Raw genomic sequence first — 14549 nt, 5'->3', positions numbered from 1 at the left:
GTGGCTTGGGGTGTTACTCATCGGCCGGGATGTCCGGCAGAGAGAAATACAGGTGCGCACTTTTCTTGCTGAAATTCAGCGTGTCGCCCTGATCAAACTGCACTTCGAATGATATCTGATCCTCCCCCAGTACCTTGCCGGCACCGAAGACCGCGTGTTGCACCCGTTTGTGCTGCCAAACTGGCGTTTGGGGTGAGACATCGGGCTGGTGCTGACCGTCCAGGGCGACGCCCTCGCGCTCGGCATAACGTTGGCTGACAGGCGTGATAGCGGCTTGCAGGGGCAAGGCTTGCGAATCCGACGAGGCCCGATTTTCAAGGTGTGTGCCAAGCTCCTGGCACAACTCGAAGCAGATTTCCGGCACAAACCGGCTGGGGCCTTGCTCGCCGTCCAGATGTGGCCGGGTACTGTCCGGGCGGGTGATCAGGTGCAGGGCGTGTTTTACCCGGGTCATCCCCACGTACAGCAGGCGCCGTTCGCTCTCCAGAATGGCCTGGGTGTTTTCGGTGGGGCGCGGGCTGTAGGGCAGGTATTTTTCCTGCAGGCCGGGAATGATCACCACTGGCCATTCCAGGCCCTTGGTTCGGTGGATGGTGGACAGTAGTACCCCGTGGTCACGCTTCTCGCCGGCCTGCTGCTTCAGTGTGCGCAGGTGTTCGATGGCGCCGCCGGCGTCCACGTCGAGGCTTTTCAGGTAGTCCCGGAAGCCCTGGACGGTATCGATGCGCTCCTCGGCAGCGTCATGGGTGAGGGCCAGGCTGCGGATGCCCTCGTACAGCTCCGTGTGCTCGGCGTAGACGCTGATCAATCCCGCCACCGGGCCCTTGTAGCTGCGAAGCTGGCCCAATACCTCGCCGAGTTTGCGCAGTTTGCGGGCGGCCATGGGCGCCAGGGCGTCGAAATCCATGGCCAGCAGGCGCTCGTGCCAGTTGCCGTCGAAGCTGGCGAGGAACTGCGCCAGGTTTTCCAGCTCCGGTTCTTTCAGGCCTACGTGGGGAAAGCGCAGGATCTGCCGGGCCAGTTCCAGTCGGTCCAGGTCCGGCAGCTGTTTCAGGCGATCGGTGACGATCAGCAAGAGTGCCGTGATGGCCTGCACTTCCCGGCTGAACAGCGCACCCTTGCCGGCATCAATCCGGTAGGGAATCTGCCGGGCCAGCAGTTTCAGTTCAATCGGCACGCTCTGGCTCCAGACCCGGAACAGGATGGCGCTCTGGTTGTTCTGTTCATCCGTTTGATTTTGCAGGACCTTTAGCACCTGATCGGCATCGCTGTCGCTGCGATGCAGGCTGATGGCCGTGCCTGGCGTGGTCGGGTGGGAATGGCAGAGCACGTCCTTGCGGCCGGTGTTGTGGTGAATCAGGTGATTGGCGAGCAGGGCCACCCGGTGGCCGTAGCGGAAGGTGTAGCTCAGGGTCTGCTCCAGCGGGCTTTCGAACTCGTCGATGAAGCGGCGCAGGATGAATTCGGGTTTGGCGCCCCGGAATTCGTAGATGGTCTGGTCCGGGTCGCCCACCACGGTCACCCGGGCCCGGTCGCCGGCTACGTAACGCAGCAGCAGGTGCTGGATTTCGTTGGTGTCCTGGTATTCGTCCACCAGGATCAAATCCATTTTGTTGCCCACCAGTCGCTGCAGTGGCGGGTTCTGGTGGATGGCCATGACCGGCTCGTAGAGCATGTCGGCGTAGCTGATGCGGCCCTGGCGTTTGCGCCATTGCTCGAAGCTGTGGAACAGGTCCACCAGGTACTTGTGCTTGTCGGAGTAGCCCAATTCCTCGAACACCACGTCCGCCGGGGAGAGGGTGGTTTTCACCCGGTCGATGAACCCGGTGGCGGTTTCCACGAATTCTTTCTTGTTGCGGCGGATTTCGTCTGCCAGGTCTTCGGGTGCGAGGCGGCGAGTCAGCAGCCAGGCTTGGTAGCTGATTTCCTGTTCGGTGAGAATTTTCTCGGAGAAACCCGGCAGGTAGCCTTCGCGCACGAAGCGTTTGTACAGGCGCAGGCCCATGGCGTGGTAGGTGCGGATTTCCGGGATGGCCAGGCCGGACTGGTGGCAGACTGACTGCAATTTGCGCTCGAAATCCACCCGGGCGCTGCGGTTGAACATGAGCACCAGCATGCGGTCCGGGTCGTGGCCCTGGGCGAGCAGGTAGCGGATGCGCCAGGCCAGGGTGGAGGTTTTGCCGCTGCCGGCGACGGCGGTGATCACCGCGTGTTCGTAGCCGGCGGTGATGATGGCGCGCTGTTCGTCGGTGAGGTAGTCCGGGAGGAAGTCGGTGTCTGGCATGGCGGTATTGTACTTGGCTGGTGGCAGTGGGAGTAGCGGTGCTCCATAATAGTTTTTTATTCATGCCGCACCTCCGCCTAGGGTGGCTTCCGGCTTGGTTCATCTATGCCCGTATTGCGCCGGGGAGGATCTTCAAAAAAGCGCTCCTTTGGCACATCCCTGTGGCGCTTATGCTCCGGCATCCCTGCCTCCGCAAATTTTTTGAAGATCCTCCCCGGCGCAATGCTCTTTCGGAGTTGACTGCATCTCTATGCAACCTTCCCAGCAAGAAGATTGGCAGAATTTCGTTGAAAAACTTGCCCGACTTGGTCAGCGCCGCCTCATCCTGGTGGAGGGTGAGCCGCAGTGGTGTCGTGACTGGGTGATGACCCAGCTGGAAGGCCTGCACGCCACCCGTGGCTTATGGGTGGGGCAGCCCGAAGACGCCGCGCGGGGTGGGTTGCCCGGGATGGCTGCCAAGCAGTACAAACGCTGGCTGGGCCAGGAGCTGGATGTTCTGGTGTGGGACGGCTGGCAGGGGAATCCGCCGGATGGTCTGGCGGCGCTGGCGGGAACCTTGAAAGCTGGCGGCCTGCTGTTCTGGCTGATGCCGACGCTGGCGCAGTGGCCGGAGTTTGAGGATCCGGATTATGCCCGCACCGGGCTGGATGGGGCACCGGAACATGCGTTTGCGGCGCGTCAGGTACGGTTGCTGGCCCAGGCCCCGGAAGTGATTCGGGTAAACGCCGGGGCGGCTGCTTTGCCCGAGCTGTCGGTCCCGGACGAGTCCGAGGCCTTCCAGGTGGGTGCCACCAATGAGCAAAACGAGCTGGTCGAGGCTTTGGTGCGTTTTGGTCAGGGCCGGAGGCGCCGGCCATTGGTGGTCACTGCTGACCGGGGGCGTGGTAAATCCGCTGCTCTTGGGTTGGCGGCGGCGGAGTTGCTGCTGGCGGGGCGCGAACAGGTGGTGGTGACGGCGCCGGCGTTTGAGAATGTGCGTACGTTGTTCCGACACGCAGGAAGCCGGCTGGGTGATGCGCTGGCGGAGCAGGATGAGGGACGGTTGGTGACCCGTAATGGCCACCGGCTGTGTTTCTGGCCGGTCGAACGGTTGCTGGAAGAGCAGCCATCGGCCGAGGTGGTGATGGTGGACGAGGCGGCGGCAATTCCGGCGCATCGGTTGCGGAGTCTGTTGTTGGGTTGGCCCCGGGTGGCGTTTGCCAGCACGGTGCATGGCTATGAGGGCACAGGTCGGGGCTTTGCGCTGCGTTTCCGGGAAGTGCTGGATCGGGAAACGCCGCAGTGGCAGGAGATCAAGCTCAACCAGCCCATTCGGTGGGCCAAGGGTGACCCGCTGGAGGCGTTGGTGTTCCGGTTGTTCCTGCTGGATGCGGGGGCTCAGCCGACAGACCAGGCGCTGCCAGCCGAGAGTGTGACCATCGAGCCCTGGCAGCCGTCCAAGGCGAGCGAGGCGGAGCTGGCTGAAGCCTTTGGGTTGTTGGTGAATGCCCACTATCGCACGACTCCCTCGGACTTGCGCCAGTGGCTGGATGATCCCGCCGCTTACAGCTGGGTGGCTCGCCGCCAGGGGCGGATCGTAGGCGTGCTCTGGGCAACACTCGAAGGCGGGCTGTCCGAGGCAATGGCCGAGCAGGTGATGCTGGGCAAGCGCCGGCTGCGGGGGCATTTGTTGGCCCAGTCGCTGGCCAGTCATGGCGGATTTGCTGAAGCGGCGAGCCTTGAAGGCCTACGGGTGGTGCGGGTGGCAGTCCTGGAGCAGGCTCGCGGGCAGGGTGTTGGTCGGCGACTGGTGGCGGCAGCCCGGCAAGGGTGTCGCGATCATTGTCTGGATTATCTGGGCACCAGTTTTGGCGGTGAGCCCGGGCTGTTGCGGTTCTGGCGTGAAGCCGGATTGCGGGTGGTGCGACTCGGCCTGCAACAGGAGGCCACCACCGGGGAGTTTCCCCTGCAGATGCTGGAGGGGATTTCCCCGGCTGGAAACGCGCTGGCAGATGGGCTGGCAAACCGTTTCTCGGAACACTGGCAGGTGTTGATGCCCCGGCACTGGTCGGCGTTACCGACGAACCTCCTGATCGGGATGGCCGTCGATTTGCCTGCCCAGGCCGCACTGTCTGATGATGATCACCGGGATTTGCGCAGCTTTTCGGATGGCTTCCGCGGTTTTGAGCTGACTTTGCCGGTACTGCAGCGGTTATCGGCCTCTGCCGGGTTCATGGCATGGCTGGCGGGCCAGGAAGGGCGGGAGCTGTGGTGTCGGGCGGTGCTGCAGGGTTGGAGCTGGACATCACTGCGCAAACACGGCTGGTGTGCGGGCCAGAAAGCCGGGGAAGCCCGTTTGCGCCAGTTGGTGGCAAGTTACCTATCCGCCGGATAGGTTTCGGACCGGCCCGGGCGGGCCGGTCACGCGGTGGTCAGTCCAGTCTCATGGGATCGGTGGTGTCGTCCCAGACTGGCTGGAAGTGGCGTTCGATGATGCCTTCCGGCACGTCGCCAACGGACGTGAATGACCACACCGGTGAACGATCCTTGTCGACCATCAGTGCCCGAATGCCTTCTGCAAAATCGCGCCGGCGGGTGCATTCCATCGCGATGGCCAGCTCCATCCGGAACATGTCTTTGAGCGACATTTGCTGGCCTTTACCCAGCTGGTGCCAGAGCAGCCAGGGAGTGATCGGGCAGCCATTGGCCAGGTTTTCCACGCAGTTTTGCCACCATGGGTCGTTACTTTCGTGCCCCAGCAGGTTGTTGACGATGGCGGGCAGGTCATCGCCGGTGGCCAGTTTTGCAATGGTTTGCTCGTGTTTTTCCAGGTGGCCCTCCGGCAAGCTGCGGTAGTCAACGGCTTCCTGGTCGGTCAGCATCCGGAAGAGCTGGTTGTCGTCCGCCACGGCTTCACCGCTCCAGCGCTGGCTTTGCAGATCGTCCAGCAGGGTGTTCAGTTGCTCTGGCTGCAGGATGATGTCCGCCAGCCCCACACGCATGGCGTCGCTGACGTTGAGTCGAGCGCCGGTCAGGCCCATGAATAGTCCAATCCGGCCCGGCAGGCGGTTCAGGAACCAGCTGGAGCCTGCGTCCGGAAACAGGCCGATGGTGATTTCCGGCATGGCGAGGGTGGCGTCCGGTGTCACCACGCGATAACGGCAACCAGCCAACAGGCCCATGCCGCCGCCCATGATCACCCCATGACCAAGAGCCAGCACGGGCTTGGGGTAACGATGGAGGGTGTAGTCCAGGCGGTATTCCGATGTGAAAAAGCGGCCCGGTGCCTCAGTGTCTCCGCTGCCGGTCAGGCCATCGTAGAGCGCCCGGAGGTTGGCGCCGGCGCAGAAGGCCCGGTCGCCGCTGCCGCGCAGGACCACCAGGCAGATGCGGCTGTCCTCGGCCCATCCATCCAGGGCGGCTTGTGCCTTATTGACCATCTCTTCGGTCAGGGCGTTCAGGGTTTTCGGGGAATCGAGGGTAAGCAGGCCAATGTGGCCTTCCTGGCAGGGCAGTTCCTGAACATCTATCGACATGGACTTCGGCTCCAGAGCGTTTTGCGGTTTATCCTTACTGTGATTTACACCTTTCGAGAGTAAAAGGGGACTAAGGTCCAACGAATATCCTTGATAAATCACATTTGAGTCAATGGGCTGCTGTGCTATAAGTGAGAACCACAGTTGCTGTTTGCACTTGTACCAAGATCAATAATGAAAATTATGAGAGGGTGATCTCTATGAATATCAAGCATTATGCAGTTGCAGGTCTGTTTGCACTGGGCGCCGTTGCTCCGGCTGCCTCCATGGCTGCAGACGCGGAAGCCGGTAAGGCTCTTTCCAGCGTTTGCGCCGCCTGCCATGGCCAGAACGGTATCTCTCAGGTTCCGGTTTACCCGAATCTGGCTGGCCAGAAAGAGCAGTACCTGGTTTCTGCCCTGAAAGCGTACAAGAATGGCAACCGTTCCGGTGGTCAGTCTGCGCTGATGATTCCGCAGGCCAAGAACCTGAGCGATGCAGACATTGCCAACGTGGCGGCCTACTACTCCAGCCTGCCGGCTGGCGGTAAGTAAGCCTCCAGGCGACTCAGCAGTGCGGCTCAGGCCGCACTGCTGACGATCCGGTAACTCGGCCGGTAGGCCGAGGAGCCGGGCAGCTTCATCCGGTTCTGGGCAACGAACTGCTCCAGCATGGCTTCCAGCGGTTTGATCAGGGTCGGATCGCCGGCAATCTCAAACGGCCCCTTCTCCTGAACCTGGCGAATGCCATTCTCCTTCACATTCCCCGCCACAATGCCACTGAATGCCTTGCGCAGATTGGCCGCAATCATGTGCTTGGGCTGATCGCGGTGTAGCTCCAGTGCCCGCATGTTTGTGTGGTTCGGCTCAAACGGCATCTGGAATACCGGGTCAATCTTCAGCATCCAGTTGAAGTAGTAGGCGTCCTGCATGGCCCTACGGAAGGTTTCCACGTCTTTGATGCCATCGCGCATCACCTGGGCGACCCGGACCGGATCGTCGATAATGATCTCGTACTTGTTGGCCGCTTCGTCGCCCAAGGCATTTCGGATGAACTTGTCGATCATGTCGAAGTATTCGGCGTTTTCCTTGGTGCCGGTAAACACAACCGGGAACGGTAGGTCCGAATTGTCCGGGTGCAGCAGGATACCCAGCAGGTACAGGATCTCCTCGGCAGTGCCCACGCCACCAGGGAATACGATCACACCATGGCCGCAACGCACAAAGGCCTCCAGGCGCTTTTCAATGTCCGGCAGGATCACCAGCTCGTTCACGATCGGGTTGGGCGCTTCGGCACCAATGATTGCCGGCTCGGTAATGCCCACATAACGGCCGTTCTTGACCCGTTGCTTGGCGTGACCAATGGTGGCGCCTTTCATCGGACCTTTCATGGCGCCGGGACCACAGCCGGTGATGATGCTCAGGCCGCGCAGGCCCAGCTGGTGGCCCACTTCCTTGCTGTACTGGTATTCATCCTGGCCGATGGAGTGGCCGCCCCAGCATACCGCCATGTCTGGCTGCCGGCCGGGCTCCAGCACGCGCGCATTGCGCAGGATATGGAACACCAGGTTGGTGATGTCTTCCGGGTTATCCCGGCGGAAGCCTGCAATGGTCTGGGGGATGGAGTGGGTATAAACGATGTCCCTCAGAACTGAAAACAGGTGTTCGCGAATGGCGCGCAACAACTGGCCGTCCACAAAGGCGTGAGCCGGGGCGTTGATCAGCTCCAGCTTCAGGCCGCGGGGTTGGGGTACAAGCCGTACATCAAAATCGGAGTGGGCTTCCATCAGCGATTTACAGTCATCGGTTTCCACGCCGGTATTGAGCACCGCCAGGGCGCATTGGCGGAACAGGCGATACAAACCACCCTCGCTTCGGTCCTTGAGTCGGCCCACTTCATGGGCAGACAGGATTTCCAGAGACCCTTCGGGGGATACGAGAGCGTTGATCTTCGATTCTGTCATGGAACAGGCAAACTCCTGATGATTTCGGTAAGGCCCGATTTTGAGGCCATCTGACAAAAAGGTACACTAGTGGTTTTCCATTCCATACGCCATCCGACAAAACGCCGATCCATGAAACTCCTGATTCGCCCCGCCGCGGAAGTGGCCATTAAAAGTAAACCGGTTCGCCAGCAGCAGATGCGTCAGCTGCGCCAGAATATCCGCAAACTGCTGAAGCGTGTTGATGAAGACGTTCGGGTAGAGGGTAGTTGGGATCGCGTGGATATCGACGTGCCCGACGGCCGGGGATTGTACAGCCCGGTGCTCGATGAGTTGCTGCGCATTCCCGGCATTTCCACGATCCAGGAAGTCAACGTTTACCCCCTGCAATCCCTGGAGGATATCGGCGAGAAGGCGGTGGCCGCCTATGCTGGCAGACTGGAAGGCAAAACGCTGGCGGTCCGGGCAAAGCGCGTGGGCAAGCACGATTTCCGGTCACTGGATATTGAGCGCAGTGTGGGCGCGGCGCTGCTTCGGGCCTATGACACCGCTGGCGTGGACCTGAAATCCCCCGACGTGGAAGTGCGGGTGGAAGTGAACAACGACAGCTTCCATATCGCCACCCGCAAACACCAGGGCATGGGCGGTTATCCGGTGGGTACGGTGGATACGGTGATGACCCTGATCTCCGGTGGCTATGATTCCTCAGTGGCCGCCTACTTGATGATGCGCCGGGGGCTACGCAACCACTACCTGTTCTTCAACCTTGGCGGTACCGCCCACGAGGTTGGGGTGCGGCAGGTCGCCCATTACCTGTGGCAGCGCTACGGTGCCTCCCACAGCGTGAAGTTCATCTCCGTGCCGTTCGACGGCGTGGTGGCGGAGATCATGCGCTCGGTGAACAACCGTCACTGGGGCGTGGTGCTCAAACGCCAGATGCTGAAGGCGGCCAGTGAAATCGCGGAAACCCTGAACGTGTCCGGGCTGGTGATGGGCGATGCCGTGGCCCAGGTGTCCAGCCAGACCCTGCAGAACCTGAACGTGGTGGACCGGGCCTGCGAGCAGGTGGTGCTGCGACCGCTGATCGCCATGGACAAGCAGGAAATTATCCGCATTGCCCACGACATCGGCACTGAGTCCTTTGCCCGTAACATGCCGGAGTATTGCGGGGTGATATCCCAGCGTCCGGCCACCCGCGCCAAGCTGCATCGGGTGGAGGAAGATGAGGCCAAGATGGACCCGCAGGCGCTCGCCAAAGCGATCGAGAACCGTGAGGAAACCGGGATCAATCGCCTACTGGACACGACCGTGACCCCGGAAGAGGTGGAACTGGTGCAAACCCCGGCGGTGGATGACGTCGTCATCGACGTGCGTCACCCGTCCGAGGAAGAGCGAGCGCCGTTGACGCTCACCAACAACGAGATCCTGAAAATTCCCTTCTACGAGCTGAACCAGCAGTTTGAAGGCCTGGCGCCGGACCGCCAGTACCTGCTGTACTGCGATCGGGGCACCATGAGCCAGATGCACGCCGGCCACCTGAAGGCTGAAGGGCATGGCAACGTGAAGGTCTACGCCCCGGCTGGCTGACCGGAGCGAAGGCAGGGGGTCGGGCTTATCCGTCCAGTCCCTTGAAGAACTGGCCAACGTTGGTGGTCAGTGCCTCCAGGTCATAGCCGCCCTCCTGAATCACCAGGGTGGGCAGGCCGAGCTGGCGCACGTGGGTGCTTAGGCGGCAGAAGCCTTCGGAGGAGACCGACACCTTCGCCTGGGGGTCGTTCTTGTAGATGTCGAAGCCGAGGGTGAGGATCACCGCGTCCGGCTGGTACAAACGGATGGCCGCCAGGGATTCGTCCAGCTTGTCGAAGAAGTCCTCCTCACTGGAACCGTGGGGCATGGGCAGGTTGATGTTGTAACCGTAGCCTTCCCCTTCGCCACGCTCGTTTTCAAAACCGCTGACCACCGGGTAGAAATTGGTGGGATCGCCGTGAATCGAGATATACAGCACATCACTGCGATCGTAGAAAATCTCCTGGATGCCCTGGCCGTGATGCATGTCGGTATCCAGAATTGCGATGCGCGGAAACCGACTTTGCAGATGCTCGGCAGCAATCGCCGCGTTGTTCAGGTAGCAGAAACCGCCGGCGGCATCCTTGCGGGCATGATGCCCGGGCGGACGACATACCGCGTAGGCGCTGCGTTCACCGGCCATCAGGGCGTCGGCTGCTCCCAGTGCGGTCTGTGCGGACCAGTAAGCCGCCTCCCACGTACCCTTGCCAATCGGGCAGCTGCCGTCGGCCTGGTAACGGCCGGCCTCGGCCAGAATGCCCTGCAAAGCGTTGGGGGAGCGCACCCAGATGTTTGAGATCACTTCATCGCCCCAATCGCCCATTTCCGACCAGCGTCGGTGCGCGGACTCCAGAAAACGCAGGTAGCCCAGGTCGTGCACCTTGGAAATGGGGGCTGAACCCTGATCCGCCGGCTGCAGAACGGAAATCCCCATACTCCTGAGTCCCTCCAGCATCAGCTCCGTGCGCGCAGGCACCTCTTGCGGCTCACGCATCTGGCCACGGGTGAAATACGTCTTCGGAACATGCAAATCCTGATGCGGGTGGAAATACGCTTTCATGCAGTCTCTCCCCGGAAATTTACCGGTAACGTGTTGATTTCAGATTATTCGAGTATAGGCAGTGTGTTGGCCTGGTCAAAAATCCGAGAGTGACTTTACAGGCCGCCACTCAAGATCCACTATGAAAGACATTATTCACTGACGCAACTGGTGCCCTATGCCGGGGCGCAGACAAATACGGAAGAGGAGCCGAGATGATCGAGTCACCCCTGCTGCATAAGCTTACTGGCTACATCGGCGGTCGCTGGACCGACAGCGCCGACGGCAACACCTTTGATGTTAACAATCCTGCCACGGGCGAGGTGATTGCAAAGGTTCCCTCCATGTCGGAGCAGGATGTTCTGGACGCGGTAGAGGCCGGGAAATCGGCGTTGAAGCTGACCGAGCCGTATTCCATCGAAACCCGCCGCAAGTGGCTGGAAGACATCCGCGATGCGCTCAAGGAAAACCGGGAAGAAATCGGCCGAATCCTCTGCATGGAACACGGAAAGCCCTGGAAAGAAGGGCAGGGTGAAGTGGATTATGCCGCCGGTTTCTTTGATTACGCGGCAAAGCATGTGCAGGCGCTGGATTCCCACACCATCCCGGAGAAACCCAAGGACTGCACCTGGACGGTTCACTATCGCCCAATTGGCGTGACCGGCCTGATTGTGCCCTGGAACTTCCCCATCGGCATGATCGCCAAGAAACTGTCTGGCGCACTGGCGGCGGGTTGCCCGTCCGTGATCAAGCCGGCCAGCGAAACGCCGCTGACCATGGTCGCCTTCTTCAGCATCATGGACAAACTCGACCTGCCGGATGGCATGGTGAACCTGGTGATGGGCAAGGCCAGCATGATCGGCAAGGTTCTGTGTGAACACAAAGACGTGCCCATGCTCAGCTTCACTGGCTCCACGGAAGTGGGCCGCCGGCTCATTCTCGACACCGCCGAGCAGGTGAAAAAGCTGTCGCTGGAACTGGGCGGTAACGCGCCCTACATCGTCTTTGACGACGCGGACCTGGACGCAGCCGCCGACAACCTGATCGCCAACAAATTCCGTGGTGGTGGCCAGACTTGCGTGTGTGCCAACCGCATTTTCGTGCATGAGAAAGTGGCCGATGCCTTCGGCGAGAAGCTGGCCGAGCGGGTCAACAGGATGACCGTGGGCGACGGCATGAAGGAAGACACCGACATCGGCCCGCTGGTGAACCAGCCCGGCTTTGACAAGGTGAAACGCCACCTTGAAGACGCGCTGGAAAAAGGCGGCAAACTGGTGGCCGGCAAGCAGCCGGATGAACTGGGCAATGGCCTGTTCTTCCCGCCGACTGTTGTGCTGGGTGTGAACCGCGAGATGGCCTGCTATCAGGAAGAAACCTTCGGCCCGCTGGTGCCCATGGCGCTGTTCCGCACCGAAGAGGAAGTCATCGAAGCCGGTAACGACACCGAGTTCGGCCTGGCCTCCTACGTGTTTACCGCCGACGCCGAACGCGCCCAGCGCGTGGCCGCTGGCCTGCGTTTCGGCCATGTCGGCTGGAACACCGGCACTGGCCCCACACCGGAAGCGCCATTCGGTGGCATGAAAGCCTCCGGCATTGGCCGCGAAGGTGGCCTGGAAGGCCTGTTCGAATTCGTGGAGCCGCAGACCGTTCCGCGCGGATTTTGAACCCTTAAACAACGCCAGCCTTCACCCTAGGGTGGCTGCGCCCACGGGAGGGGAGGCCTTTTCAGGACACGCCACGAGCCGTCCATGGGGCTTGAATCGGGCCATCCCTGGCCCTCAACAGTCCTGCAAAGGCCTCCCCTCCCGCGGGCTTGGATAGCGCAGAGGCAGGTACCGCTTTCCAGGACTGTCTGTGGCCAGGGAGGGCCACAGTCAAGCGCACAAGGAAGTGCTCGTAGCGTGTCCTGGAAAGCGGTACCTGCCTCTGTGCGTTTACTCCTGATTTAGAGGGCTTGTAAGCCCACCTACACTACACGCCCCAAAGAAATCCCGCTTTTCAGCTGTTATACTCTTTCACCTGTTTATTTAACCAGTAGCGAACGGATTTTTATGGACGTTTCCCACATCATCGATCCCCTGAACGACGCCCAGCGTGAAGCGGTCACCGCCCAGAACGATCACTTGCTGGTACTGGCCGGCGCCGGCAGTGGCAAGACCCGCGTGCTGGTGCACCGGATGGCGTGGTTGATGGGAGTGGACAGGGTGCCACCCACGTCCATCCTGGCGGTGACCTTCACCAACAAGGCCGCCAAGGAAATGCGTTACCGGGTGGAGCAGATGATGAACATTCCCACCCGGGGACTGTGGATTGGCACTTTCCACGGCATAGCCCACCGGTTGCTGCGGGCGCACTGGAAAGACGCCGGGCTGCCGGAGAATTTCCAGGTGCTGGACAGCGACGACCAGCTGCGGCTGATCAAGCGGGTGATGCGGGAAAACCAGATCGATGAGAGCCAGTGGCCGCCCAAGCAGGCCCAGTGGTTCATCAGCGCCCAGAAAGACGAAGGCCTGCGGGCCGATCACATCCAGGAAAACCCGGGCGATCATTTCACCACCACCATGCTGAAAATCTACCGCCAGTACGAAAAGCTCTGCCAGCAGGGCGGCCTGGTGGATTTTGGTGAACTGCTGCTGCGCTCCCACGAACTCTGGCTGCACAAGCCCGAGCTTCTGGCCCATTACCAGCAGCGCTTCCAGCACATCCTGGTGGACGAATTCCAGGACACCAACACCATTCAATACGCCTGGCTGCAGGTGCTGGCGGGTCACCGGGTGCCGTCCACTATCGTCGGCGACGACGACCAGTCCATCTATGGCTGGCGGGGCGCCAAAGTGGAGAACATCCAGCAGTACCAGCGGGATTTTCCCAACGCCCGGCTGGTGCGCCTGGAACAGAACTACCGCTCCACCCAGACCATCCTGAAGGCCGCCAACGCGGTGATCGCCAACAACCAGGGGCGTCTGGGCAAGGAATTGTGGACCGATGGTCCCCAGGGCGAACCCATCAGCCTGTACGCGGCGTTCAACGAGCAGGATGAGGCCAACTACATTGCCGACAGCATCTCGGCCTGGGTCCAGGACGGCAACCTGCGCAGCGAATGTGCCATCCTTTACCGCTCCAATGCCCAGTCGCGGGTGCTGGAGGAGTCCCTGATGCGCCAGGGCATTCCCTACCGGGTCTACGGTGGCCTGCGTTTCTATGACCGCCAGGAAATCCGCAACGCGCTGGCGTACCTGCGCCTGGTGCATTACCACCGGGACGATGCCGCCTTTGAGCGGGTGGTGAACATTCCGGCCCGGGGCATTGGTGCCAAGAGCCTGGCGGAGCTGCGCGCCTACGCCACGGAGCAGGGTATCTCGCTCTGGGAAGCTTCCGAACGCATGCTGGCGGCCGGGCAGGTGAAAGGCCGGGCCAAAACCGGGCTTCAGACCTTCATGGACATCATCAACACCCTGTCGGAGATGGTGGACCACGCCTCGCTTCAGGGCCTGATGAAACAGGCCATCGAATCCAGTGGCCTGAAGGACTACCACGCCAGTGAAAAAGGCGAGAAAGGCCAGGCCCGGGTGGAAAACCTGGAAGAGTTGGTGAACGCGCTGTCGGATTTCGAGGTGGAAGAAGGCGTCGACCCGCTGGCCGAGTTCATCGCCCAGGCGGCGCTGGATGCCGGTGAGTCCCAGGCTGATGCCCACGAAGACAGCGTGCAACTGATGACCCTGCACTCGGCCAAGGGGCTGGAGTTCCCACTGGTGTTCTTGGCCGGTATCGAGGAGGGGTTGTTCCCCCACGGCATGTCACTGGAAGAACCGGGCCGCATGGAGGAAGAGCGTCGTCTGGCCTACGTCGGCATTACCCGCGCCATGAAGCAGTTGGTGCTCACTTACGCCGAATCCCGCCGCTTGTACGGGCAGGAGAAATTCCACGCGGTGTCCCGATTCGTGCGGGAGATCCCGGCTGACTGCCTGCAGGAAGTGCGCCTGCGCAACACCATCACCCGCCCGGCCATGGTGGGGCGCCCGAATGAAAGCCTGTTCAGCCAGGATTCCGCCGAGCAGTCCGGTTTCAGCCTGGGCCAGCGTGTTCGCCATCCCAAGTTTGGTGAGGGCATCGTGATGAACTGTGAGGGCACCGGACACCACACGCGTGTGCAGGTGAACTTTGATGAGGGCGCCAAGTGGCTGGTGCTGGCCTATGCGCCCCTGGAGGCCTGTTAGGGGTAGG

9 protein-coding genes are annotated in these 14549 nt (G+C 61.3%); 5 read left to right on the top strand and 4 right to left on the bottom strand.

What is annotated here, in order from left to right:
• Positions 1-13: 13 nt before the first annotated feature.
• On the bottom strand, positions 14-2284 hold the full coding sequence (locus tag BY454_RS06810) for an ATP-dependent helicase (RefSeq protein ID WP_104415501.1): 2271 nt from the start codon (positions 2282-2284) through the stop codon (positions 14-16).
• 250 nt (positions 2285-2534) lie between these two features.
• Between BY454_RS06810 and BY454_RS06805 the strand changes: the two genes are divergently transcribed.
• Entirely contained in the window at positions 2535-4658 is a 2124-nt protein-coding gene (locus tag BY454_RS06805; RefSeq protein WP_104415502.1) for a tRNA(Met) cytidine acetyltransferase TmcA, read from the top strand.
• A gap of 37 nt (positions 4659-4695) precedes the next feature.
• Here BY454_RS06805 and BY454_RS06800 read toward each other — a convergent pair whose 3' ends face one another.
• Positions 4696-5799 (bottom strand): enoyl-CoA hydratase/isomerase family protein, encoded by a 1104-nt coding sequence (locus BY454_RS06800; protein WP_104415503.1) that lies wholly within the window; start codon positions 5797-5799, stop codon positions 4696-4698.
• Positions 5800-5999: 200 nt separating this feature from the next.
• Here BY454_RS06800 and BY454_RS06795 point away from each other — a divergent pair, with 200 nt between their 5' ends.
• Positions 6000-6332 (top strand): c-type cytochrome, encoded by a 333-nt coding sequence (locus BY454_RS06795; RefSeq protein WP_104415504.1) that lies wholly within the window; start codon positions 6000-6002, stop codon positions 6330-6332.
• A 26-nt stretch (positions 6333-6358) separates the two neighbouring features.
• Here BY454_RS06795 and ppnN read toward each other — a convergent pair whose 3' ends face one another.
• On the bottom strand, positions 6359-7741 hold the full coding sequence (ppnN, locus tag BY454_RS06790) for a nucleotide 5'-monophosphate nucleosidase PpnN (protein WP_104415505.1): 1383 nt from the start codon (positions 7739-7741) through the stop codon (positions 6359-6361).
• 111 nt (positions 7742-7852) lie between these two features.
• Here ppnN and thiI point away from each other — a divergent pair, with 111 nt between their 5' ends.
• Positions 7853-9307: a tRNA uracil 4-sulfurtransferase ThiI gene (thiI, locus tag BY454_RS06785; protein ID WP_104415506.1), complete on the top strand. Its 1455-nt coding sequence runs from the start codon at positions 7853-7855 to the stop codon at positions 9305-9307.
• A 25-nt stretch (positions 9308-9332) separates the two neighbouring features.
• Here thiI and BY454_RS06780 read toward each other — a convergent pair whose 3' ends face one another.
• Positions 9333-10346: a histone deacetylase family protein gene (locus BY454_RS06780; RefSeq protein ID WP_104415507.1), complete on the bottom strand. Its 1014-nt coding sequence runs from the start codon at positions 10344-10346 to the stop codon at positions 9333-9335.
• Between the two features lie 194 nt (positions 10347-10540).
• Here BY454_RS06780 and BY454_RS06775 point away from each other — a divergent pair, with 194 nt between their 5' ends.
• Complete coding sequence (locus BY454_RS06775) at positions 10541-11989, top strand: NAD-dependent succinate-semialdehyde dehydrogenase (RefSeq protein WP_104415508.1); 1449 nt, start codon at positions 10541-10543, stop codon at positions 11987-11989.
• A 387-nt stretch (positions 11990-12376) separates the two neighbouring features.
• Entirely contained in the window at positions 12377-14542 is a 2166-nt protein-coding gene (gene uvrD, locus BY454_RS06770; RefSeq protein WP_104425548.1) for a DNA helicase II, read from the top strand.
• Positions 14543-14549: the final 7 nt, after the last annotated feature.

The sequence above is a fragment of the Marinobacter persicus genome, from assembly GCF_002934325.1.
Taxonomy (GTDB): domain Bacteria; phylum Pseudomonadota; class Gammaproteobacteria; order Pseudomonadales; family Oleiphilaceae; genus Marinobacter; species Marinobacter persicus_A.
Note: the sequence above shows the minus strand (reverse complement) of the source record. Positions and strands in the feature narration are given on the sequence as shown.